The organism is Dehalobacter sp. DCM (assembly GCF_024972775.1).
Lineage (GTDB): Bacteria > Bacillota > Desulfitobacteriia > Desulfitobacteriales > Syntrophobotulaceae > Dehalobacter.
This window is the reverse complement of sequence record NZ_CP092282.1, coordinates 3,172,479-3,196,423: the sequence shown is the minus strand read 5'-3', so window position 1 is coordinate 3,196,423 and position 23,945 is coordinate 3,172,479. Positions and strand designations below refer to the sequence as shown.

General features: G+C 45.5%; 21 protein-coding genes. 20 read left to right on the top strand and 1 reads right to left on the bottom strand.

Annotated features, from left to right (window positions below):
* The first annotated feature begins 160 nt into the window (after nt 1-160).
* From rnc to LPY66_RS14745, 20 genes are all read left to right on the top strand, one after another.
* Nucleotides 161-814, top strand: coding sequence for a ribonuclease III (rnc, locus tag LPY66_RS14840; RefSeq protein WP_443112494.1), 654 nt, complete (start codon nt 161-163; stop codon nt 812-814).
* Between the two features lies 1 nt (nt 815).
* Nucleotides 816-4,421, top strand: a complete 3,606-nt coding sequence (gene smc / locus LPY66_RS14835; RefSeq protein ID WP_337985038.1) for a chromosome segregation protein SMC — start codon at nt 816-818, stop codon at nt 4,419-4,421.
* A gap of 83 nt (nt 4,422-4,504) precedes the next feature.
* A complete protein-coding gene (ftsY, locus tag LPY66_RS14830; RefSeq protein ID WP_337985037.1) occupies nt 4,505-5,431 on the top strand; it encodes a signal recognition particle-docking protein FtsY in 927 nt (308 codons plus the stop codon).
* A gap of 5 nt (nt 5,432-5,436) precedes the next feature.
* Complete coding sequence (mtnP, locus tag LPY66_RS14825) at nt 5,437-6,219, top strand: S-methyl-5'-thioadenosine phosphorylase (protein WP_337985036.1); 783 nt, start codon at nt 5,437-5,439, stop codon at nt 6,217-6,219.
* A 15-nt stretch (nt 6,220-6,234) separates the two neighbouring features.
* The gene (gene mtnA / locus LPY66_RS14820; RefSeq protein ID WP_337985035.1) at nt 6,235-7,269 is read left to right on the top strand and encodes an S-methyl-5-thioribose-1-phosphate isomerase; all 1,035 of its coding nucleotides are present in this window, start codon (nt 6,235-6,237) and stop codon (nt 7,267-7,269) included.
* A gap of 38 nt (nt 7,270-7,307) precedes the next feature.
* Nucleotides 7,308-8,606: an amidohydrolase gene (locus LPY66_RS14815; protein ID WP_337985034.1), complete on the top strand. Its 1,299-nt coding sequence runs from the start codon at nt 7,308-7,310 to the stop codon at nt 8,604-8,606.
* Between the two features lie 603 nt (nt 8,607-9,209).
* Complete coding sequence (ylxM, locus tag LPY66_RS14810; protein ID WP_337985033.1) at nt 9,210-9,575, top strand: YlxM family DNA-binding protein; 366 nt, start codon at nt 9,210-9,212, stop codon at nt 9,573-9,575.
* 74 nt (nt 9,576-9,649) lie between these two features.
* Nucleotides 9,650-11,044 carry a signal recognition particle protein gene (gene ffh / locus LPY66_RS14805; RefSeq protein ID WP_337988102.1) on the top strand — a complete coding sequence of 465 codons (1,395 nt, stop codon included), beginning with the start codon at nt 9,650-9,652 and terminating at the stop codon, nt 11,042-11,044.
* Nucleotides 11,045-11,113: 69 nt separating this feature from the next.
* Nucleotides 11,114-11,377 carry a 30S ribosomal protein S16 gene (gene rpsP, locus LPY66_RS14800; protein WP_337985032.1) on the top strand — a complete coding sequence of 88 codons (264 nt, stop codon included), beginning with the start codon at nt 11,114-11,116 and terminating at the stop codon, nt 11,375-11,377.
* Nucleotides 11,378-11,394: 17 nt separating this feature from the next.
* Nucleotides 11,395-11,625, top strand: a complete 231-nt coding sequence (locus LPY66_RS14795) for a KH domain-containing protein (RefSeq protein WP_337985031.1) — start codon at nt 11,395-11,397, stop codon at nt 11,623-11,625.
* 86 nt (nt 11,626-11,711) lie between these two features.
* Complete coding sequence (gene rimM / locus LPY66_RS14790; RefSeq protein WP_337988101.1) at nt 11,712-12,215, top strand: ribosome maturation factor RimM; 504 nt, start codon at nt 11,712-11,714, stop codon at nt 12,213-12,215.
* Nucleotides 12,216-12,310: 95 nt separating this feature from the next.
* A complete protein-coding gene (gene trmD, locus LPY66_RS14785) occupies nt 12,311-13,117 on the top strand; it encodes a tRNA (guanosine(37)-N1)-methyltransferase TrmD (RefSeq protein ID WP_337985030.1) in 807 nt (268 codons plus the stop codon).
* 64 nt (nt 13,118-13,181) lie between these two features.
* Complete coding sequence (locus tag LPY66_RS14780) at nt 13,182-13,742, top strand: RNA methyltransferase (protein WP_337985029.1); 561 nt, start codon at nt 13,182-13,184, stop codon at nt 13,740-13,742.
* Between the two features lie 70 nt (nt 13,743-13,812).
* Nucleotides 13,813-14,808 (top strand): NAD(P)/FAD-dependent oxidoreductase, encoded by a 996-nt coding sequence (locus LPY66_RS14775; RefSeq protein WP_337985028.1) that lies wholly within the window; start codon nt 13,813-13,815, stop codon nt 14,806-14,808.
* A 393-nt stretch (nt 14,809-15,201) separates the two neighbouring features.
* Nucleotides 15,202-17,496: a molybdopterin-dependent oxidoreductase gene (locus LPY66_RS14770; RefSeq protein ID WP_337985027.1), complete on the top strand. Its 2,295-nt coding sequence runs from the start codon at nt 15,202-15,204 to the stop codon at nt 17,494-17,496.
* 14 nt (nt 17,497-17,510) lie between these two features.
* The gene (locus LPY66_RS14765) at nt 17,511-17,846 is read left to right on the top strand and encodes a 4Fe-4S dicluster domain-containing protein (protein ID WP_337985026.1); all 336 of its coding nucleotides are present in this window, start codon (nt 17,511-17,513) and stop codon (nt 17,844-17,846) included.
* Between the two features lie 379 nt (nt 17,847-18,225).
* The gene (locus LPY66_RS14760; protein ID WP_337985025.1) at nt 18,226-20,226 is read left to right on the top strand and encodes a sigma-54 interaction domain-containing protein; all 2,001 of its coding nucleotides are present in this window, start codon (nt 18,226-18,228) and stop codon (nt 20,224-20,226) included.
* Nucleotides 20,227-20,401: 175 nt separating this feature from the next.
* Nucleotides 20,402-20,743 carry a 50S ribosomal protein L19 gene (gene rplS, locus LPY66_RS14755; protein ID WP_337985024.1) on the top strand — a complete coding sequence of 114 codons (342 nt, stop codon included), beginning with the start codon at nt 20,402-20,404 and terminating at the stop codon, nt 20,741-20,743.
* A gap of 68 nt (nt 20,744-20,811) precedes the next feature.
* Nucleotides 20,812-21,678, top strand: a complete 867-nt coding sequence (gene ylqF, locus LPY66_RS14750; protein ID WP_337985023.1) for a ribosome biogenesis GTPase YlqF — start codon at nt 20,812-20,814, stop codon at nt 21,676-21,678.
* 75 nt (nt 21,679-21,753) lie between these two features.
* Nucleotides 21,754-22,392: a ribonuclease HII gene (locus LPY66_RS14745; RefSeq protein WP_337985022.1), complete on the top strand. Its 639-nt coding sequence runs from the start codon at nt 21,754-21,756 to the stop codon at nt 22,390-22,392.
* Nucleotides 22,393-22,424: 32 nt separating this feature from the next.
* Here LPY66_RS14745 and LPY66_RS14740 read toward each other — a convergent pair whose 3' ends face one another.
* On the bottom strand, nt 22,425-23,213 hold the full coding sequence (locus LPY66_RS14740) for a lipid II flippase Amj family protein (RefSeq protein ID WP_337988100.1): 789 nt from the start codon (nt 23,211-23,213) through the stop codon (nt 22,425-22,427).
* Between the last annotated feature and the right edge of the window lie 732 nt (nt 23,214-23,945).

Sequence of the window (23,945 nt, the reverse complement as noted above, 5' to 3'; positions counted from 1 at the left end):
CAGTGCGTGTTCCTATCGTGCAGTTGAAAACGGATCAGTTAAACACGTTTTAATAGAAAGGAGGCGTCCAATGGGCAAAAAAAGCCGCCATTTTTTCCATAAGAGCACGAAAAATAAGTATCGATCAAAAATCGAGGAAGTCGAAACATTTATCCAGGAGATGGACTTTGAAGATTTTGAACGCGACCTGATTTATAAGGCACTGACACACCCCTCATTTACGTTCGAAAACCCGAACAGCGGGATGGAGAATAATCAACGTTTGGAGTTTTTAGGTGATGCAGTTCTGGATTTTATTGTCGGAGAATACCTTTTTCTAACCTATCCCGAGAGGCCTGAAGGTGAGCTGACCAAGATGCGGGCAGCTGTTGTCAATGAAACGACACTTGCTCGAAAAGCGCGAAGTATAAACCTTGGTCAGGTACTATTCCTGGGTAAAGGGGAACAATCTTCCGGCGGCAGAGACAGGCCTTCGATTATTGCGGATGCTCTGGAAGCTGTTATTGGGGCAGTATATTTGCAGTATGGCTTTGAAAAAGTTCGTAAATTCATCCTTGATATGTTAATTCCGGAAATAATGGAACTGAATGAGGGAAATTACGGAGATTTCAAAACCATGCTTCAAGAAAAAGCTCAAAAAAGAGAATTTGAAGTTCACTATAAGATATTGGAGGAGACGGGACCGGACCACGACAAGTTATTCACGGCAGGGGTTTACCTTCGTGGTGAATTGCAGGGAAAAGGTACGGGTAAGACAAAGAAGGAAGCCGAGCAGCAGGCGGCCCGTTTTGCGTTAAAGACTTGGGGGGAATAGATTGGTAATATCCAGAAATGACGAGGAAGTATTTCTTAAATCGATCCATATCCAGGGATTTAAATCCTTTGCTGATAAAATAAAAATTGATTTGCATCCCGGTATGAGTGTCATTGTCGGACCCAATGGGAGCGGGAAAAGTAATGTGGCTGATGCGGTGCGATGGGTTTTAGGAGAACAGAGCGCGAAAAGCCTGCGCGGAAGCAAGATGGAAGATGTTATTTTTGCAGGATGCTCTTCACGGCGCCCGGTAGGCATGGCGGAGGTATCCTTGATTTTTAATAATACCACCGGCCTCTTTGCGCTTGATTATGACGAAGTCGTCATAACCCGCAGAGTATATCGGGATGGTGAAGGTCAGTATTTTATTAATCGAACGCCATGTCGGCTGAAGGATATTCAGGAACTGTTTTTGGATACCGGTTCAGGAAAAGAAGGTTTTTCGATCATCGGACAAGGACGTGTTGAAGAAATTCTCAATCTGCGGTCGGATGAGCGACGCACCCTCATTGAAGAAGTTGCAGGTATCAGCAAATTTCGTCACCGCAAAAAGGAAGCTTTGAAGAAACTTGATGATACCAGATTAAATCTGGAACGTCTGAGCGATATCATTGCTGAGGTTGAGTCACGGATAGAACCCCTTGCTGAGCAGGCTGAGGCTGCAAGGACGAGTCAGGAAATTACTGCGGCTCTTGAAAAAATGGAAATCAGTCTCATCGTTAACGAATTGTCTGAGGTCAACAGCAAACTCATCAAGGCGCGCACAGCGGGCGAATCTTTAAACAATGAATTTGCTTTATTTGCTGCGCGCATTAACGAAGAGGAAAGTAAAATTATTATCAAACGCCATGAACTGGACCATTTGGAACAGCAAGTCCAGGCAATGCAAGGTGAAGTATATGCCTTGGAGAATAAAGTCAGCGATGCGGAACATGCGTTGTCATTGCTCTCCGAAAGACGCGGCTTTATGCAGGAACAGTCCAGCCGGCTGGAGAAAGAACTGAAGGCTGCACAGGATAATTTAGAGTTTTCTCAAGAAAAAGGGCAGGCTTATGCAGCCAAAAGCGTCCTTCTGGAAGAGACCTTAAATCGTGCTTATGCTGATTTGAAAATAAAAGAATGTCGTCTGGAAGAGCTGCGGACGCTTAGCGGGGAAGCCCGTTTGGACGAGATAAAAACTGAAATATTTGATGTGTTGTCTGAAAAAAGCAAATTAACCAGTATTGAGGCTGAAACCAAGCAGAAAAAAGATACGCTGATGCAGCAGGAAAAGCAGTATCAGAAGAATATCCAGGCGAAAGATGCTGAAAAGGATTCGGTGCTCCGTGAGATCGGAGTCCAAAGAGATGAATTGATCGAACTGGAATTACGTGAAGAAGTGCTTAATCAGAAAAGTACAGAGATCATGAGGTCCCTCACCGCTAAAAAAACAGAGCAGCAGCAATCTGAGGTAGTATACGGAGAACTTCTCAGGAAAGCGGATCAGGCTAACGCCAGGCTGCATGCACTGCACACGCTGCAGGACAATCTGGAAGGGTATAATAAAGGCGTACGCGAGGCTATAATCGCTTGCCGCAAGGGTGAAATCACCTGCCGGGGTGTATTCGGAACCGTTGCGGATAACATCGAGGTGCAGACCAAGTTTGAACTGGCTGTTGAAACCGCATTGGGCGCCGCCCTTCAGAACATCATTGTGGAAAAAACAAACGACGCAAAAACGTGTATCGACTATCTGAAGAGAACAAATAATGGACGGGCAACGTTTTTGCCGTTGGATGCCATTAAAGGGACAAGGCAGTCCCTGGATGAGAAAACAAAGAAACATAAAGGCTTCCAAGGGTTGGCCGTTGATCTTGTTAAATTCGATACACGTTTTGGCGATATTATGGAATCCCTATTGGGAAGAATTCTGGTCACCGATACATTGGACAGTGCCATTGATATTGCGAAATCCAATAATTATCGATTCAGAATCGTTACGCTCTTAGGCGATCAGGTCAATATCGGCGGATCCTTGACCGGGGGAAGTACGCGGACCCAAAGCAGCGGCTTGCTCAGCAGGGTAAGGGAAATAGAAGAGCTTACAGCGAAAACACGCGAATTTCACGAAGAAGCTGCTTGTAAAAAACAAGAAAGCAGTTTAATTGCTAAAGACATGGAAAAACTGGTGGCAGCACAGGATGAAATTGAAGCGGAATTTTCACAAATCCAGAAAACGAAGGGGATAATGGCTGCCAATACCAGACACTTTGAAGATAGGCTCAAGCGTCTGGAGGAAGACGCCCGCTTCATTACGTTTGAACTGAACGAGATCCGTTCTGAAATGACGACACTGACAGCGATTATCGGAAAGACAGAAAAATCTTTAAAGGAAACAGAAGATAAAATCAATGCCTTACAAACAGAACAATTGGATTTGGAAAACCTGCTCAAAGAGAAAGTGACAGAGGCCCAGGAACTATCGGATGAAATAACATCGGCTAAAGTCGAAGCTGCTCGCTGGGAACAGGAGCTTGATCAAGTCCGGCAGGCTATCATTGAAGAGAACGAGAAAACCCTGAAGAGTCAGCGTTTAATGGATGAAAAGAATAGGGAACTGAGCGAAGTCCGGAAGAATGATGAAGAAATAGGACTGGGCAGGATTCAAGGAGAAAACCGCGTTAAAGAATATAACACACTATTAGAGGAAAAAAAATATCAGCTAATTGAACTGCGCAGAGCGAAGGAATCTTTTGCCGAAAACAACCTGAAACAGGAACAAGATATCCTGGAGATGAAAAATCAGGCAAAAGAAATGGAGGCACAGCTTCATCAAAGTGAGCTTAAGGTCACACGCTGGGAGGCCGAATGGGAAACCGGCAATAACCGCCTTGAGGAAGAGTACGGGTTGCCCTGGAAACAGGCTCAAGCTTACCTCACCGGGGATAAGAAGGAGTCTCTGCAGGAAACAATTGCCGCCTATAAACAGGAAATCGAGGCCCTCGGTCCGGTCAATTATACGGCCTTAGAGGAGTATCCTGAAACAGTGAAGCGTTTTGAGTTTCTCACCACCCAAAAGCATGATCTGGACGAAGCAGGAAAAACCTTGCAGGAACTCATTTCCGAATTAGATAAATGCATGATTGAGAGGTTTGAAGAGGGCTTCCGGTCTGTGAATGCCGCATTCAAAGAAGTATTTACGCAGCTCTTTAACGGTGGACAAGCAGAACTTCAGCTGGATGACCCCGAGAATCTTCTGGAAACCGGTGTACGTATCGTTGCCCAGCCTCCCGGAAAAAAAGCGCAGCTTTTATCCCTTTTATCGGGAGGTGAGCGTTCATTCACCGCGATTGCCCTGTTATTCGCCTTTCTGAAAGTCAAGCCCAGCCCATTTTGCTTACTTGACGAGATCGAGGCGGCTCTGGATGAAGCCAATGTCAAGCGTTTTGTCAATTATCTGAGGACACTATCCCACCATACTCAGTTCATCCTGATTTCTCACCGCAGAGGAACCATGGAATCGGCCGACAGACTGTATGGCATCACGATGGAAGAATCCGGTGTGTCGAAACTTCTTACTGTCGAATTGGAGGATAGAGCAGCCGCGGCGGCATCGGCAGTAAGTTGATTCGAAGCCTTTATTAAGTCGTTATCATCATTTCAGAAATACGTCATAAAAAATGGAGTATATAAATAAGGGAGATCGATCACGTGGCAGGAATATTTTCAAAATTGAAAGAACGCTTAACGAAAACTCGTCAGGGCTTTGTCGGCAAAATGGAACAAATTTTTTCCGGGGCCGGCAGAATCGACGAAGATCTATATGAAGAATTGGAAGACGTACTTCTTCAGTCTGATGTCGGTATCAATACAGCGATGAAACTCGTTGAAATGCTCCGAATATCCGTTAAGGAACAAAAAATATCCGACCGTGCCCTTCTCAAGAATCTTTTGCAGGAACATATCACGACCTTGCTCGGTGAAGAAAGCCCATTAACTATTTCAGATAATAAACCTACCGTCTATTTGATCGTTGGGGTCAACGGTGTCGGTAAGACGACGACCATTGGAAAATTAGCTAAGAACCTACATGAACAAGGACTGAAGGTTTTATTAGCAGCAGGAGACACGTTTAGAGCAGCAGCAATCGAACAACTGGAAGTGTGGGGACAGCGCGCAGGCGCAGAAGTTATCAAACAAGCTGAGGGAGCCGATCCCGCTGCCGTAGCATTTGATGCCCTCAAGGCGGCAAAATCCCGTAATATGGATGTACTCCTCATTGATACAGCCGGCAGACTGCATAATAAAGTCAATCTGATGAAAGAATTATCGAAGATAAAAAAAGTCATTGAACGTGAAGTCCCCGAGGCACCCCATGAAGTTCTTTTGGTGCTGGATGCGACAACCGGCCAGAATGCACTGCAGCAGGTCAGACTTTTTAAGGAAGCTGCCGATGTTACCGGGATTATTTTGACGAAGCTTGACGGAACTGCTAAAGGCGGTGTTATCCTGGGAATACGTGATGAAGCGGATGTTCCCGTTAAATTGATCGGTATCGGAGAAGGGGCGGAGGATTTAAGACCATTTGATCCCAAAGAATTCGCACGGGCACTCTTCGACCGCAATGAGGAGGAATAAATCCTTTGAATTATGCTCTCATTGGTGGGACCGGTGTAGAGAAACTGGTCTTAAAAAAAACGAAGCAACATCGTGTCGATACGCCCTACGGCAATGTATCACTCGATATCGGCGAAATAGGAATGTCTGAAGTGGTATTTCTTAAACGGCATGGCACCGGTCACACGTATCCCCCCCATCGCATTAACTACCGCGCCAATATCTGGGCCCTCAAAACAATGGGCGTAAAAAAGATACTCGCTACCGGAGCGGTAGGTTCGATAGTTGACGAATTAACCATTGGCGATATTGTCCTCGTCGATCAATTTCTCGACTTTACCAAGAACCGTCCGCTTACGTTTTATGAAGGCGGCGACAGGGGTGTCCTGCATATTGACGTTACGGAACCATACTGCCCGGTACTGCGTAATAATATAACAGAAGGTGCAGTGCGAGCCGGAATAAAGGTTAAAAACGGCGGCGTCTATGTCTGTACTGAGGGTCCCCGATTTGAAACACCTGCGGAAATCAAGATGTTCCGCCTGTTAGGCGGGCATCTGGTAGGGATGACCGGGGTTCCGGAGGTTGTACTTGCACGGGAATTAGGCATGTGTTATGCGACCATCGCCTTGGTGACAAACCAGGCGGCAGGAATTAATCATGAACCGTTGACACACGCCGAAGTAATCGCTAGTATGAATTTGTTGAGCAATACTGTTGCAGCACTGGTGGAAAGCACCTGTAAATTGATGGACCTGGATCAGCGGTGTTATTGTGCGACTGGGAACAAAGAAACAGGTTTGTTTTAGAAAGGCGGATATAGGATGAAAGCTCTTCAATGGCAAGGTGACCATTTATTGATACTTAATCAAACAAAATTACCATTCGAAGAACAGTACAGAGAAGCGTATTCGTATACAGACGTAGCCGATGCGATTAAGGGGATGGAGGTACGTGGAGCTCCTGCGATTGGAGCCGCCGCCGCCTTTGGGTATGCCTTAGGAGCACTAAAATATCAAGGACATATTGATGATTTCAAGAACACCATGGAGGAAGTTCGTTCCACCCTGGAAGGAACACGCCCGACCGCAGTTAACCTTTCCTGGGCCTTAAATAAGATGGAAGATAAGTTCAGGGAGTACAACGACAGTCAGGATATTGAAACAATTCGTACAGCCTTAGTCAAGGAAGCCGAGGATATTGCCGAAGATGATCGCAGAATGAACCGGCTGATCGGGGAATACGGGAATACCGTCGTACCAGAAAAGGCCAATATCCTTACCCATTGTAACACTGGCAGCCTAGCCACCGTAGAATACGGTACAGCCCTTGGTATCATTCGCGCTGCGCATGAGTCGGGGAAAAAAGTACATGTCTACGCCGGAGAAACTCGCCCGTTCCTGCAGGGAGCACGGTTAACAGTATGGGAACTGGTTCAGGATCAAATCCCGATGACACTGATTACGGATAATATGGCAGGCTATCTCATGCAACAGGGGAAAATCGATATGGTGGTTGTCGGCGCAGATCGTATTGCAACCAACGGAGATACTGCAAATAAAATCGGTACTTATACTCTTGCTGTACTGGCAGCAGCACACGATATCCCATTCTATATCGCAGCACCGACAACAACCATTGATTTAAAAATATCCAGCGGAAATGAAATCCCCATAGAAGAAAGGGATGCGAATGAAGTCCGGTCAATCATGGGTGTGAAAATTGTGCCTGATGACGTCCAGGTTTATAATCCTTCTTTTGATATTACACCGTCGAAATATATCAGTGGGATTATTACAGAAAAAGGAATCGTTACAGCACCCTATTCGGTGAATATGCTGAAGCTTTTAGTGAAATAAGCGACTGAGAATGAATGTCAGCGGAAAGAAGGAAATTTATGTCCAAATATTTGATTCGGGCTATGGTCTTGCCGATGACCGGGCCGGATGATTTTTATCCACAAGGTGAAATCGCTGTTGATGGTGACAGGATCATTTCTGTGGGAGAATGTGGTACCGCGCCGGCGGACTTCATTCCGGACAAGATCCTCGATTTACAAAATGATGTGGTTATGCCTGGGTTGATCAACATGCATACCCATGCGGCAATGACCCTGCTCCGTGGCTATGCAGACGATATGCCGCTGATGCCTTGGCTTCAGGAAAAGATATGGCCGTTTGAGGACAAAATGACGGCGGAAGATATTTATTGGGGCAATGCCCTTGCTTTATGCGAGATGATACGGTCTGGGACAACCACTATGGCCGACATGTATATTGCCGAGGAAGAAGCGGTGCGGGTTGTGTTAGAAGCGGGAACCCGAGCCCTGCTGTCCCGTGGTATGATCGAAAGTACAAAAGAAGCAGGGATGAAATCCCTGCGAGAAAATGTTGCGTTATTCGAGAAATACCATGATGCCGGTAATGGACGAATCAAAATCCTCTTTGGACCGCATGCGCCCTACACGTGTTCCGGTGAATTTCTGCGTACAGTAAAAAGGGAAGCCGATAGGTTTGGATCGGGTTTACATATCCATTTGGCTGAGACGCAGTCTGAGGTTGCTACCATTAAGGAACGATATGGCACAACCCCGCTCCGCTGGCTGGAAAGAGAAGAGGTGCTCGGGGGTCACATCATTGCCGCCCATTGTGTCTATATTGACGATGGTGAAATGGATATCCTGAAAAAGTACCAGATTGGAGTTGCCCATAATGCCGAAAGCAATATGAAACTCAACAGCGGTACCGCGCGAATCTCGGAAATGCAAAGAAGAGGTATCACGGTCAGTCTCGGTACGGACGGAACATCGAGCAATAATGATCTGGATATGTTTGGCGAAATGCGCACGGCATCCTTCCAGCAAAAGCTTGTTGGGTCTCCCGAAGATCTTAAGGCCTATGATGTATTGGCAATGGCAACGGTCGGCGGTGCAGCAGCAGCAGGTATCAGTGATATTGGGAAACTCGAACCGGGCTATAAAGCTGACTTGATATCCATCAACTTTGATCAGCCGCATTTCTATCCGCGATTTTCTGTTCCTTCGCATCTCGTTTACTGCGCCCGTGGCAGTGATGTCCGAACTGTGATGGTTGACGGTAAGATCATTATGGAGAACAGTAACCTGCTTACCCTGGATGCAGCTCAGATTTGCCTGGAAGTTGCCAAAAGAGCGCAGCGAATCGCTTCTGAAGTTTGAAGAAAATGATGATGATATTAATCGATCGCGCCATCAGGATGATCGCCCCGACAATTTGTTTGCTGAACTCATCGTTGGTAGATGATCAATGAGGGTTTGGCAATTTTTATTCTATCTAACGCCAACATTTTCTAGTACAGCATTCTTTAATTTTCTTTACACCTCAAATCAGGTCTGCGTGCCACAGTTCCGGCGACAAGCGGAGCATGGATTGCGTAGCGCAACGGTCCATGGATGGACCTAAGTTAAAATTCGCCAAGGAGGGCTAAAGAATTTTAACATCCTTAATGCAAATTCAAGGATGGCGCAAGAGCCGAAAGCGGAATGTGGCATGCAGACCAGCCCAGATAATTACATCCTTCTGTCATGGTATTTAGAGAACGTTGTACTAGTAACCGAGGGAGAAACCCGTGCTGAAGTCATCGATGGAGAAAGACATACAATATTTTTGGTAACCTTAGAATGTCGATAGGAAGCCAGAGAAAATCAAATACAGTGAATACAAATGCACACTAAGAACAAATGCGCTTGACAGATGGTTTATTTCGGACTAGAATACATAAATGTAAAGCAAAAATACTTTACAGTGAGGTCTGGAAATATATGAAAGAAATTGCTGAAACGGCATTATTGTATGATTTTTACGGCCCTCTGCTTACAGCTAAGCAGGGTAAAATATGGGATCTTTATTATCAGCAGGATTACTCCCTGTCTGAAATTGCGGATACCGAGGGCATCAGCCGACAGGCCGTTCATGATTTGCTGAAACGAACGGAAAAGATCCTGGAAGATTATGAGTTAAAATTAAAATTGATCTCACGGTTTATTCTGGAAAAAGAGAAATTTCTGCGGATCGAGTCCTTATTAGAGGAAGTTCATCAGGAGGACTTTGCCAGCGAAGCGGCATGGCGCCGCCAACAGGATCTACAGACGCGAATCCGAGAGATCATATCGGATACACTGGAATAAATGATGGTTTGAATTTAGACGGTAGGATAAAAAACGAAGACTAATTGGGGAAAGAAGGAACGCCGCGGATGGCAATGTTCGAGGGCTTAAGTGAAAAATTACAGGCTACGTTCAAGAGACTGAGGGGGAAAGGAAAACTGACCGAGGCTGACGTTGCGGAAGCTTTGCGTGAGGTTCGTATTGCCCTTTTGGAAGCCGATGTCAACTTTAAGGTAGTCAAAGATTTGATAGCCAAGATCAAAGAAAGAGCAATCGGCCAGGATGTACTGGAATCCCTTACGCCAGGGCAGCATGTGATTAAAATTGTACATGAAGAAATTATCAGTCTGATGGGCGGAAGCGAAAGTAAAATTGCTATATCCTCTAAGCCACCGACTGTCATTATGCTGGTGGGCTTACAAGGAGCTGGGAAAACGACGCATGGTGCTAAACTTGCTAATATGCTGAAAAAACAAGGGAAACACCCGTTGCTTGTTGCCTGCGATATCTATCGTCCTGCTGCAATCAAACAATTGGAAGTTCTTGGTGAACAAATCAATGTTCCGGTATTTCAGATGGGACAGGAATCACCGGTGAGGATTGCCGGCGAAAGCTTAGCATATGCTCGAAAAAACGGCAACGATGTCGTCATCTTGGATACGGCAGGCCGCTTGCATATTAACGAAGAATTAATGGATGAGCTCTCCAATATAAAATCAAAAGTGGAGCCGCATGAAATACTGCTCGTCGTTGATGCTATGACCGGACAAGATGCGGTTAATGCCGCTGAAGCATTTCATAACCAACTGGGGTTAAGCGGCGTCATTCTTTCCAAGCTTGATGGCGATACGCGCGGCGGGGCAGCGCTCTCGGTCAAAGCCGTTACTGGCTGTCCAATCAAATATGCCGGAATTGGTGAAAAAATCGATGCGCTGGAAGTCTTTTACCCGGAGAGGATCGCATCGCGGATTCTGGGTATGGGCGACGTCCTGACCTTGATTGAAAAAGCCCAACAAAATTTTGATGAAAAAAAAGCCAAGGAAATGGAAGAAAAGATCCGTAAGCAGGAACTGACGCTGGATGATTATCTGGATCAGCTCCAACAGCTGCGCTCGATGGGCCCCTTGTCCTCGGTGCTTGAAATGCTGCCTGGTATTGGGAAACAGCTCAAAGGTGTGAACATCGATGAGAAGGAATTCTATAAATCGGAGGCAATCATTTTTTCAATGACGTTGGAGGAGAGAAGAAAGCCCCATCTGATCAAAGATTCCCGCAAAAAGAGAATTGCCAAAGGCAGTGGGACAACCGTCGTCGATGTCGGCAGACTTCTTAAACAATACGAACAGACCAAGAAGATGATGAAACAGCTTTCCGGTATGCCTGGAATGGGTGGAGCCAGCAAAGGCGGAACAAAGAAGGGCAAGAAAGGCAAGAAGGGCGGACATAGTAAAAAGGCCTTCCCGAAGCTGCCGTTCCCGTTTAAAACATGATTTTAAGAAATGTTCTATTAAGATATTTCTTTGAATAATAAGCAATATTCCTTTAGAGGAGGTGAAAGTATGGCAACAACGATTCGTCTGCGCCGCATGGGTGCAAAAAAGAATCCTTTCTACCGTCTGGTGGTATGTGACTCAGCATCCCGACGTGATGGCAGAGCGATTGAGGAGATCGGTTATTATGATCCCACTAAAAATCCTCATGAAATTAAGATAGACGAGATCAGAGCTCTGGAATGGCTTACAAAAGGAGCCCAACCTTCTGACACTGCGAAATCTTTGCTCAGTCAAACCGGGATTATGGAAAAGTTTCATAAATCCAAGTAAGCATGGAGGTGACTCCTGTGAAAGAAGTAATCGAAGTATTAGCCAAAGCTCTGGTTGATAAACCGAATGACGTCGTTGTTATTCAGAACGCAACAGAGAAAACGGTTCACCTACAATTGATCGTTGCACCGGAAGATATGGGCAAGGTTATCGGCAAACAGGGTAAAATCGCTAATGCCATAAGGACCATTGTCAAAGCTGCGGCAGTTAAGGATGGACGTAGGGTAATTGTTGATATTGACCAGTAAGTTGGAAAGGGCTCAGGCCCTTTTTGACTATATGTAGTATGGCACCATGAAAATACGTGTATGAGGGGCGTTTGATTTCGTTGGAAATTGATCGTGTAATTATCGGAGAGGTCCTTAAACCGCATGGGATTAAGGGACAAATAAAGGTTTACCCAATAACGGATAATGTCGATAGGTTTAAAACTCTAAAAACCGTATTTTTAGTTCAAGGGCAAAAGGAAATCGAATTCTCCGTGAGGGAAGTAAGGATCGACCCGAAACAAATCGTTTATATAACCTTGGATGGGATATCAACACCGGAAGATGTCGAAAAGTATCGCGGATTTGAGGTCCGGGTTGACCGTTCTGAAGTACCGCCGCTGCAAGACCGCTGGTATTATTTTGAGCTCGAGGGCATGCAGGTATATGAAAACGACGTATTATTAGGCACATTAACCAGTGTGATCGAAACGGGTGCCAACGATGTTTATCTGGTTAAGGACGGTAAACGAGAAATTTGCATCCCAGCCTTAAAGTCCGTTGTCAAAAGGGTCGATGTTGCCGAAAAACGGATGGACGTCATACTGCCGCCGGGTTTGCTGGAAGATTGAGCACTGTGTGCTCTGTGTTTTACAGTTTCTGATTCTGATAGTCTTTTTGGATGTTCAACTGTTTGGTGCTAGATAAAAAGCGAGGCTATAAAAGTATGAAGGTGACCATACTGACAATTTTTCCGGAAATGTTTGCGCCTCTCAAAGAAAGCATTTTGAACCGGGCGCAGAAAGCTGGGCTGCTTGAAGTTGAGCTTATCAACTTCCGGAATTTTGCCGAAAGCAAACATAAAAATGTTGATGATGTCCCCTATGGCGGTGGTGCCGGTATGGTACTGAAACCGGAACCGATCTTCAAAGCTGTCAGGAGCTTAAAAGGCATTGGACGAAGCCGACGCACCATTCTGTTATCGCCTCAGGGGAAAATATTTAAACAACAGGATGCCGTGAACCTGACGCAATTTGATGAACTCGTCTTTATCTGCGGCCATTATGAAGGTTTTGACGAGCGGATCAGGACTTTAGCCGATGAAGAGATCTCTATCGGTGATTACGTTCTGACCGGCGGGGAACTTGCGGCTATGGTTATTATTGACAGTGTAGCCAGACTTTTGCCTGGTGTTCTGGGCCGGGTCGATTCCCACGAAAATGATTCTCACGCCCAAGTCCTGCTGGAGTATCCTCAGTACACACGACCGCCTGAATTTGAGGGGATGAAGGTACCGGAAGTCTTACAGTCCGGTCATCATGCCAAAATCGAAGCCTGGCGCCGTAAGGAGTCTCTGAAGCGGACTTTCATAAGAAGAAGCGACCTGATCCCTCAAATCGCATTCCAGCCAGGTGATTACGAACTAATGGAAGAACTGGCAAGCGCGCATCCCGAAATCTTTGCTTACCGTTCACGCTGGGAACATCTAAAACCAATCCCCAGAAAACGACGCAAAAGAACCATTTCAGAATAATCTATATATGACGCAGCTAACCCGAAAAGTATATAGAAAATTGCTCTTAAAAACGGAGGACATAATGGGAGAACTTTATGTAGCCCTTATTCATGCACCGGTCTACAATAAAAACATGGAGCAAATCGCGACGTCGATCACGAATCTGGACATTCACGACATAGCCCGAGCGGCAATCACATACGGTGTTAATGCCTATTATGTCGTCCATCCTGGTCAGGCTCAACAAGATCTGGCAAAAAGGATCATGGGCTTTTGGCGGGAGGGATACGGTGCCGAGTATAACCCTAACCGCTATGAGGCTTTTGAACGGGTCCGGCTGGCCTCGACACGCGAAGAAGTTATCACCGCCATCAAGAACGATAACCCCGGGAAACGTGTATTTACGGCAGCTACGGATGCCAGACTATATCCCAACACCATCGCCTATACTGATTTGCGAAGCCGGTTGGAAAATACGGATGATGTTTTTGTGGTCCTGTTTGGTACTGGTTGGGGGATGATCCAAGAAGAAATGGAAAAGGCCGACTTTATTTTGCAGCCCGTATACGGATACGGAGAATATAACCATCTTTCCGTGCGTTCAGCCGCTGCGATCATTTTGGATAGGCTGAGAGGGCACTGAAAAATGTAAATTGTATGATTGCCGGGAATAAAGTGTTTTCTATGGGAGACAATAGTCTGGGGTGATCTTGATGAAAAACACGTTAATCCTAGGCGGAGGAATCGGCGGTATTGTCGCATCCAATATCTTAAAGAAAGCCGCGGGCAATGATATGCAGGTAACGGTCGTTGACCGAGAAGATGATCATCGCTTTGCTGCGTCTTATCCGCTGTTGATGACCGGTCAGCGCAAGCCGGAAGATGTCATACGTAAATTAGTGCGCCTGGAAAAAAAGAATATCCATATTTTAAAGCAGGAAGTCAAGCGTATCGATTTGCTAAAAAAGCAGGTTTCCTCCGATCAGGGCGACTTGGCCTATGACTATCTGATTATTGCTTTGGGAGTGGAGTATCATCCAGAGTCTGTTCCCGGATTTGAGCAATATGCTCTCAATGCGTATGATTTAAACGGTGTTATGAATATTTATGAAAGACTAAACAATTTTCCGTCGGGGCAAATTGTTTTTTTCATATCCAGCCTACCCTATAAATGCCCACCGGCTCCATATGAAAGCATGTTTTTGTTAGATCAGTTCTTTCAAAAAAAAGGAATCCGGCATAAAATCAAACTCACGTTGGTTACACCGGACATTTCTCCGGAGCCTTTAGCTAAACCTCAGGTTGGACAAAGTGTGCGAAAAATGCTTGCGGATAGAGGTATCGAATTGATTACAGAAGCAAAAGTGCTTCGGGTTGAGGAAAAAGCGTTGATCCTGGACCATGATACACGAATACCCGCCGACCTCTTGCTGGGGATTGCTCCTCACTGGACACCCGAGGTCATACGTAAATCAGAAATGGCGGATAAGAGCGGCTTTGTGAGAGTAGACCCAGATACGTTAGAGACAGACTATCCTGCCGTTTATGCCATCGGTGACGCAGCCGCGGTAAGACTTCCCGTCATTGGCGCCTATGCTCCCAAAGCCGGTGTGTACGCGCATTATCAAGCGGATATTGTCGCCAGGAATATTAGTCTTTTGTCCAAAGGGGAAAAGCAAACGCATTACTATAAAGGGAAAGGCACCTGAATTATGATTACCGGGTTCGGTCGAGCCCGCTATTCATCGGTTGATTATTATAAAACACCTAGCCCGTCAATCACCCTATGGAAGGCAACCCGGGCAGCTTATCTCGCAAAAATCGGTTTCGAGAAATACTGGTTCAGTAGATTCATCTAATTCGGAGAGATACAGACGGTTCTAAAATAATACGTGTGGTCGTAAAAGGGAACCGTCTGGCAATCCGACCTATATTTTCTTTTTTTCACAAACACGCTAAAAGTAAGTTAATTCGTGATTTTTTTATCATGGCAAATGAGTGGCACACTTTTTGCAATATCAATAGACGTCAAACCATGATCTATGGGCTCATATAGGACAAAACTTACTATTCTTAAGTACTTTTTGAAAGGAGAAAAAATAATGGCGGAAGATATCAAAAAAAATGCCCAGGAAGAAGAATTTGTTCGCCCAGACTTCTTCAGAGAAAGTGATGTAAAATTTACCGGAGGGGATAAACCCTGGCGATGGAAAGAAGACGGTATGACCGTTACCCGTACTGCTGCTTGGGCTGCGCCCGGGTGTCATGACGGCTGCGGCGTTCTGGTATATACCGATAAGAACGGTCGACTGGTCAAAGTTGAAGGAGACGAGGAAAATCCGTTCTATAATGGACGTCTGTGTATCCGCTGTCTGGCCCTGCCCGAGGTGGAATACCATCCGGACCGCCTGCTCTATCCGATGAAACGTGACAAAGCAGATCGCGGCAAGAACAAATGGCAGCGCATCAGCTGGGATGAAGCTTATGACATCATCGAAACAGAATTCAATAAAATAAAAGGAGAATACGGCCCTGAATCCGTCGTTTTCAGCTGCGGAACAGGCCGCGGCACCGCGCCATACCTTGTTCGCATCTGCTATTCTTTCGGCAGCCCGAACTATGCTTATTATCTCAGCGGCGCATCCTGCTATGTACCGAGAATTGCTGCCTCCAACACGATGATGGGGACTTATACGGTTCCGGACTGTTCCCAATACTTTATAGATCGTTATGATCATCCCGGCTGGCAGCCGCCTGCGGTTATATTTATTTGGGGAAATAATCCGCTGGTATCCAATGCCGATGGCAATATGGGACACTGGATCATCGACTGTATGAAGAGAGGTTCCAAACTTGTCGTTGTCGATCCGCGTCTAACATGGCTTGCATCCAAAGCCGATCTCTGGCTGCAGCTCCGTCCAGGCACAGATGCTGCCCTCGCCATGGCGATGGCAGACACGATTATTAAAGAAGGTATATATGACAAGGACTTTGTAGAGAACTGGTGCTATGGCTTTGAAGAATATTCGAAACGCGTCGCTGAATATCCGGTTGAAAAAGCGGCCCGAATCACCTGGGTCCCTGAAGAAAAAATCCGCCGTGCTGCCCGAATGATGGCACAGAAACCCGTTTCCGTTCAATGGGGTCTTGCGTTGGATATGACCAAGGAAGCAATCCCGGGATCACTTTCCGTAGCGTCACTGTGGTGCATCACCGGCAACATCGATATCCCCGGCGGTATGATACCGACGCACCAACCGTTTAACATTCAAACCTGGAACCCACCCGATCCAAAGGAAATGCTGCCGCTTGACGTGTGTGAAAAACGTATCGGCGGCAAAGAATATCCGATGTATGAGTACGGCGGCGTTGTTCTGTCCCAGACCGATATGACGGTCGATGCGATGCTGACGGGTAAGCCCTATCCGATCAAAGGAAATTTCATGCTGTCAACGAATCCTATTGCTTGTACCGGTATGCAGCCTGAAACAAAAATGCTCAAAGGTTTCTTAAATGCTGATATCAACGTTGTACTGGATGTATTCATGACACCGACGATCATGGCGTGTGCCGATATCGTTCTTCCGGTTGCGACTTTCCCTGAGAGAGACGGTATCCGCAGCATTTACTACTATGTCCAGACCATTAATAAAGCGATGGAGCCTGTTGGTGAATGTAAATCCGACATGCAGATCACCTATGAACTTGGTAAGCGCTTCAATCCGGAAGCTTGGCCGGGAGACACACTGACCGAATTCTTCAGCCATACGATGAAAGAAATCGGCATGTCATTTGAAGAAACCCGGGAACAAAACTGGGTTTATCCGGAATATGAGTACCATAAATATGAAAATGGCAAGCAGCGTTTTGATGGAATCCCGGGCTTCAACACCCCTACCGGTCGCATTGAGCTCTATTCAACGCTGTTTGACGAGTGGGGTTTGGAACCGCTGCCGTTCTTTGAAGAACCGGAGGAAGGTCCGCTTAGCAGTCCGGAATTGATGCAAGAGTTCCCGTATGTGCTGACAACCGGTGCCCGCCATTGGTCCTACTTCCATTCCGAGCACCGTCAGATTTCCAGACTGAGATCTTTGCGGCCGGATCCCCTCGTGGAAATGCACCCAAAGACAGCTGCCGCCAATGGGATCAAAGAAGGCGACTGGTGCTGGATCGAAAACCGTCTCGGTAAAGTAAAAATGAGAGCCAAGCTTTCCGTCGGTATTGACCCGCGCGTGGTTAACTGCGACCATGCCTGGTGGTACCCGGAAAGAGACCCGGAAAAACTCTATGATGTCTTCGAAGCAAATGTCAATCAACTCGTTCCGGCGAAATTCGGCCGCAGCGGATTTGGTTCCAATAGTAAATCCTTAATATGCAAAGTATACAAAGCCGAATAGAGGAGGGAAACACAATGGCACAGAATGGTTTGCTAATTAACTATCAATATTGCACCGGCTGCCACAGCTGTGAAGTAGCCTGTCAGATGGAGCATAAACTTCCTGTTGATCAATGGGGGATCAAACTGGCTGAAATCGGCCCCTGGCAGATCAGCGAAGAAAAATGGCAGTATGAATTCATTCCCATCCCAACGGATCAATGTGATCTCTGCGCTGATCGTGTCGCTAAAGGAAAGAAGCCGACGTGCGTTAAACACTGTCAGTCGCTTGTCATGGAGTATGGTCCGGTAGAGGAGCTGGCCAAAAAGATTAACGGGCAACCCAAAATGGTGCTCTTTGCTCCAAAATAATCAAGTCTATATCCTGAATAACTATTCGCTATTTATTTAGGAACAAAAAATAGCTGCTATAGAAGTCACATATTCTATAGCAGCTGTTTTACATATGCCACCCTATCCAACCCAGAGTATGAATGTGGAGCAAGAAAAGTAATGAATTTGGTGTCTGTCTTTTATAGTACGAAATTTGAGTTTATGTTAAAATATTATAATGAAGGTAATCTAAAAATAATAACGTATTACAATTACTACAAAAATCACTATTACGATTACTATTACAATTATTATTTAGAATCGAATAAAGAAAAATTAATGGCCAATTGTTTATCATGTAAACAGAGAGGAAGATTCTATGACTTCCGGCATATTTCACGTTGACAATTACAGGCAGATGACAAGGAAACGTTGGGAAGGAATTGTTCAATGTAAACAGGATTTTCTTGACAATAAGTTAGTTGACCCCAGGGAATCTCCTTATTTGAGCCCCGAGGTTGCTGATTCTTGGATAAGAAGCCGAAAAGCAGGTATCGATCCTGAAAATTTGAAACTGGGAAAACAACTCTCTGCCCATACCGTCGAAGAAAGCCAAGAGGAAAACCGGCTGCTCATTGAATTCATCAAATCAATGTTTGACCATTTCGAGGTTCCCTCGGACCTTGCTTATCGGCTAACCTTAGATGACAAAAATGGCATCCCGCTGTATCGTCTGAACGATAACTATACTATAGAAGAACGTAAATTCCTAGGCAAAGTGTTTGACGAGAATGTTGCCGGTACCACTGCCCATATTCTTTGCAGAAGACTGAAAAGGCCGGTCCAGCTCATGGGACCCGAGCACTACAGCAAATATCTTGAAGATTTTGTGGTTACCTCAGTGCCGATTCTGGATCGAAACGGTGAGGTTGATGCTGTAATTTCCCTGGCTCAGCCGCTTATTCATCCTCCCTGGGATCCGAATTTTCAAATCATCTGTTATAATACCTTTGCCTTAGTAACAGCAATGGCAGCAGCCATAGAAAACCGCATTCAACTCGAAGAAAGTTATAATGAACTGGAAGATGTTAATAACTTATTGAAGAATACGTTGGCAGTGATTGATGAGGGGATCATCACCATTGATGAATTCGGGAATATAATTAATCTGAATGAAGAAGGTGCTGCCATCCTCAAGATCAATTCGCAAGCAAACAACCAAATTGCAGAGCTAAAAACACTAAACTTTAAAAACTTCTTGAGTAAAAATTCTCCGCTTATGGCCTCGGTTCGAGCGGGCTATAACATGGAACTCGAAGAAATCGTTCATGCAGGCGATGAGGGGAAATCCTATTTAATCCATATCCATCCTATTGTTAAACAGGATACCAGTCAGGTCAAAGGGGCTGTTTTACGTTTAAATCTCTTGGAAAAAGTCAACGTACAAGCTGCGGTCCGCGCTGGAAATGCGGCCAGGTTTTCATTTGATAATCTTATTGGGCAAAGTCCGGCATTTAAAAAGGCAGTTAAACTTGGTCAGGTTTTTGCTGGGTCATCCGAAAATATTCTGCTTATCGGTGAAAGCGGAACAGGCAAAGAACTCTACGCTCAGGCCATCCATAACAACAACCGGCCCAAAGGGCCTTTTATGGCTGTCAATTGTGCCGCTTTGCCGCGTGAGCTCATCGAAAGTGAACTATTTGGGTATGAAGGCGGCAGCTTTACGGGGGCAGACCGCAACGGACGCCCCGGGAAAATCGAACTGGCCAACGGCGGTACATTATTTTTAGATGAAATCGGGGACATGCCTTATGAACTGCAAGCTGTTTTGCTGAGGGTCCTTCAGGATAAACAGGTTATGCGCATCGGGGGGCAGACTCATAAAAAGGTCAATTTTAGAGTCATTGCCGCCACAAATCAAAACCTTTGGGAACTGGTGGAAAAGAATCTTTTCCGGGCAGACCTCTATTACAGGCTTTCCGTGTTGTCTATCGACATCCCGCCGCTAAGAGAGCGGGGGAGTGATATCGCGCTTCTCAGTAACTATTTTGTCCAGAATTACTGTCAGAAAACGGGGATCAAGGCCTCGAAAATTCATCCGGAGACACAAAAAATACTTGATCTGTTCAGCTGGCCGGGGAATGTCCGCCAATTAGAAAATACAATCATCTACGCTGTCAATATTGCCAATGGCAAGGAGATCACGATCGATCATCTACCGAACAATTTATTGACCCCAAAGAAGGAAAACGCTGCGATCAACCAGCGCGTTTTTGACCTGCGGGATTTGGAAAAGGTTCATATAGAAGAAGCACTTTCCGATACCAATAATAACATTCCTAAAGCAGCGTCACTGCTTGGGGTTAGTAAATCAACCCTTTATCGGAAACTCAAGGAATATAAAATCGACGTTCAGTAAATAGTAACATGACGATAAATTTCGCCGTAATGACCGATTATTTCAGCATGATTAATCACTTATGATATTGCGCAAATTTCCGGTCTATGGTAATATAGTACAGTATGAAAACGGATGGTCCTCTGGCTTAGTTGAAGGAGTTACGAACATCTAGGCAAGGAAGGGGGTATTTTTAATGGATTATATTAGAATAATTGAAGAGCAACAGCTTAAAGATAACATTCCTACTTTCCGCCCCGGCGATACGGTCAAAGTACACGTACGTATTATCGAGGGTACGCGTGAGCGTATTCAGGTCTTTGAAGGTCTCGTGATCAAAAGAAAGGGCGATGGCTTAAGGGAAACATTCACTGTACGCCGTGTTTCCAACGGCGTTGGTGTTGAAAGAACGTTCCCCCTGCATTCCCCGCGTATTGACAGGATTGAGGTAGTACGCAGAGGGATTGTCCGCAGAGCTAAACTCTACTACCTGCGTGATCGCTACGGTAAATCAGCTCGCATTAGAGAGCGCCGCTAAAAAAGAAAAAAGAGAAAGAGCTGGAGAAATTCAGCTCTTTTTTAACGCCTGATCCATGAAGGAGTATTATGAACATACAATGGTATCCCGGTCATATGACCCGGGCCAAAAGAAAACTCGAAGAACAATTGAAGTGGGTCGATATCATTCTGGAGCTGGCTGATGCCCGACTGCCCTTAAGCAGCAGAAATCCACTTTTAAACCAGCTCTTGGGGACGAAACAACGTCTGCTTCTTCTGAATAAATCGGATTTGGCCGATAAAGTCCGGACTGAACAATGGGTTACAATGTTAAAAAAGGATGGCCCGGTTTTAGCGATCAGTTCAACAACGAGTATAGGTATAAAAAATATTGTCCCGTTATTGGAAAAACTGATGACGGAAAAAAGAGAGCGTTTGGCTGCCAGAGGCGTGCGGGAACGACCGATCCGAGTGATGGTTGTCGGTATACCGAACATTGGCAAATCAACCCTGATCAATCAATTGACAGGCGGCTCTCAGGCCAAGACGGGAAATAAACCGGGTGTTACCCGAGGCAATCAGTGGGTACGAATCCATGATAAAGTGGAACTTCTGGACACGCCGGGAATGCTCTGGCCTAAGTTTGATGACCCCGAAGTCGGACGAAAGCTTGCGGTCACCGGTGCCGTACGGGACGAAGTATTTGATCAGGAAGAGCTGGCTTTATGGTTGCTAAAATGGCTGAAGGCCAATTACCCGCAGGATCTGGCAGGCTTTTATAAGCTGACGGCAGAGGAAATGACGGAAGCGGAGAGAAGCGATGAGAATGAATCAGAATCTGGTTTCGGACTTGAGCTGATTGGCCGAAAAAGAGGCTGTCTGATCAGCGGCGGACGCATCGATACCTTCAAGGCCGCTCAGATATTTCTGCGTGAATTCCGCAGCGGTAAGATTGCCAAAGTGACGATGGACTGAGAACAAGATCATATTCCTCAAACAGAAGATACTATTGATGACACGATTTATCATTTAAATTGAGGAGATACTATCATGGACGAAGCCGAGAGAATGGGGAGGCTTCTGGAGATTGAGAGAGGGCTTTGGAGAGAAGGTCATCGCAGTATAGCCGGTATCGATGAAGCCGGGCGCGGTCCATTAGCAGGACCGGTCGTGGCTGCTGCCTGCATCCTGCCCGTTGAATTTGATCTGCCGGGACTCAATGACTCTAAGAAGTTATCTGAAAAGAAGCGGAAAGAATTAGCGGAAAAAATAAAAGATCAAGCTGTTGCTTATGCCATTGGCAGTGCAACCGCAAGCGAAATCGATTTAATCAATATTTTAAATGCAACGAAACTTGCCATGACCCGGGCTTTGGATGCCTTGCAGCACACCCCGGACTACATAATTATTGACGGTAGAGACACATTAAATATCACATTAGGCCAAAGAGCGGTAATTGGCGGAGATGGTCTGAGTGCCAGCATCGCGGCTGCGTCTATCCTTGCCAAAGTGACCCGGGATGCGCTTATGGATGACATGCATCGGATCTATCCCGAATACTGCTTTGACCGGCATAAAGGGTATGGCACCGCGCAGCATCTTGCGATGATTGAACGTTTTGGTCCATGTCAAATCCATCGGCAGAGTTTTTCACCGATCAAAGAGATGATAGTAAAGGTTACCGGGTAAAGAATACCGGTCGATTTATGGTTATTTGCTTATTAAAAAAACAAGGCAATCATGTGGGCGGCAGGAAGGAACAACACTTGACCAAGCAGTGTCCCGAGCAGCTTCGTGGTGATAAGCAGGATAACCAGTGCTTTGACATCACCATAAGGCCGTTTGCCCCGCAGTGCCTCGTCGGTAACGATGGCAGATTTGGGGTCAATAAAAAAGGTCAGAAGGATAGCGGCTATTCCATTGACCATTCCAGATGCAGCGGCTGCCGCTAATTGGTCTTCTGCAGGAACGAAAACCGCTGAATACTGGGCTGCAATGACACCAATGGTATAAATCCCGGTGACGATGATATTGATCAGTAAGAATCGTTTGGGGATTTCTCTGTACCTTAATTTTTGCAGCATACTTCGAGAGGGTCTCACCGTGCTCTTCACAATCCGCTTGATATTATTGACCTGCAAAGCTTCGATGACCAGGGAGGGAACCGATCCTGCTTCTTCCAACCGTTTGACCGCGGCTTGAAATACCTTTAAAAAAGTAGGTATCAACAGGATTCCCAAAAGAGTACCGCCGGTTGCGGCGAAGATAACAAAACGGAGATCCCCTGCAGGGTCGATATTATGCGTCAGTCCGTAACCGACGATTTTGCCGATTAATGGCCCTTGGAACGTATTGGCTGTTCGGGAAACGAGCACAACCATATTAAACAGAGAAAATGATAAAACGACCTGGCCGCTCTTAACCGAATTCAGCCGTACGGAGTAGGCCAGTGTATCAACGATATGGATGATCCCGGTAAGGATGATGAGCTCAATCAGTATTCGATCCATTTCCATCATCATAAGATCAAATTCCTTTGCACGATTACCTTTACTTAAATAAATGTACGTCACGGTTCTGATTCATTATACCTTAAAATAGAAAATGATTCCAGTTGACCTGATTACAAGAGACGAACAGCCGATGCAACGTGCGGCTGTTCGCTATTTTTCCGGATTTAGAATAATTTGCCAATAAATTAACATCTCGCGGCAGTTAATGACAAGTTACGGGAACACATTTTTTCTAACGGATTTTGATTCTTTCGCCAACATTGATTCGATGTCTGCGTTTTTTTAGATGTGGGTTGAGTCTGATTATATAGATAACGGTTACGCCATAACGGCGTGCTATTTTGGACAAATTATCCCCGTGACGAACCTGATGATGCATATCATCACTCCTTATTCATTGGATAATCCATATTATGGAATGAAGGAGTTTGTTCGTGTATGTACCTGAAAATAGAATGTGATATAACTTCTATAATTTTGTTGGAATTGAGTTTCCCATTAAATATAGATGGAAAGAAATGTTTATAAAAAAAAAAATTTAGCATTACTTAATATTCCTTGGCAGGAAAATAGTGTATTATGTAGAATATTTAGTATATTTCCAATATTCAAACGGTGGTGGTGTTATATGCTTGTATGAAGGTATAAAATGAAGATATCTGCTCCGTTGATGATACGCTGGGATGTAAATGGAATTTTCAGGAAGATTCTATCGATTAGACGGCTTTA

Excerpts from the sequence above, each read along its gene's own strand:
- ylxM (WP_337985033.1), top strand. The coding sequence starts at position 9,210 with ATGAAAGAAATTGCTGAAACGGCATTATTGTATGATTTTTACGGCCCT.
- rplS (WP_337985024.1), top strand. The coding sequence starts at position 20,402 with ATGGATTATATTAGAATAATTGAAGAGCAACAGCTTAAAGATAACATT.
- rpsP (WP_337985032.1), top strand. The coding sequence starts at position 11,114 with ATGGCAACAACGATTCGTCTGCGCCGCATGGGTGCAAAAAAGAATCCT.
- rnc (WP_443112494.1), top strand. The coding sequence starts at position 161 with ATGGACTTTGAAGATTTTGAACGCGACCTGATTTATAAGGCACTGACA.
- mtnA (WP_337985035.1), top strand. The coding sequence starts at position 6,235 with ATGAAAGCTCTTCAATGGCAAGGTGACCATTTATTGATACTTAATCAA.
- LPY66_RS14745 (WP_337985022.1), top strand. The coding sequence starts at position 21,754 with ATGGACGAAGCCGAGAGAATGGGGAGGCTTCTGGAGATTGAGAGAGGG.
- LPY66_RS14765 (WP_337985026.1), top strand. The coding sequence starts at position 17,511 with ATGGCACAGAATGGTTTGCTAATTAACTATCAATATTGCACCGGCTGC.
- LPY66_RS14780 (WP_337985029.1), top strand. The coding sequence starts at position 13,182 with ATGGGAGAACTTTATGTAGCCCTTATTCATGCACCGGTCTACAATAAA.
- LPY66_RS14740 (WP_337988100.1), bottom strand. The coding sequence starts at position 23,213 with ATGGATCGAATACTGATTGAGCTCATCATCCTTACCGGGATCATCCAT.
- LPY66_RS14770 (WP_337985027.1), top strand. The coding sequence starts at position 15,202 with ATGGCGGAAGATATCAAAAAAAATGCCCAGGAAGAAGAATTTGTTCGC.
- LPY66_RS14775 (WP_337985028.1), top strand. The coding sequence starts at position 13,813 with ATGAAAAACACGTTAATCCTAGGCGGAGGAATCGGCGGTATTGTCGCA.
- ffh (WP_337988102.1), top strand. The coding sequence starts at position 9,650 with ATGTTCGAGGGCTTAAGTGAAAAATTACAGGCTACGTTCAAGAGACTG.
- ylqF (WP_337985023.1), top strand. The coding sequence starts at position 20,812 with ATGAACATACAATGGTATCCCGGTCATATGACCCGGGCCAAAAGAAAA.
- trmD (WP_337985030.1), top strand. The coding sequence starts at position 12,311 with ATGAAGGTGACCATACTGACAATTTTTCCGGAAATGTTTGCGCCTCTC.
- LPY66_RS14760 (WP_337985025.1), top strand. The coding sequence starts at position 18,226 with ATGACAAGGAAACGTTGGGAAGGAATTGTTCAATGTAAACAGGATTTT.
- LPY66_RS14815 (WP_337985034.1), top strand. The coding sequence starts at position 7,308 with ATGTCCAAATATTTGATTCGGGCTATGGTCTTGCCGATGACCGGGCCG.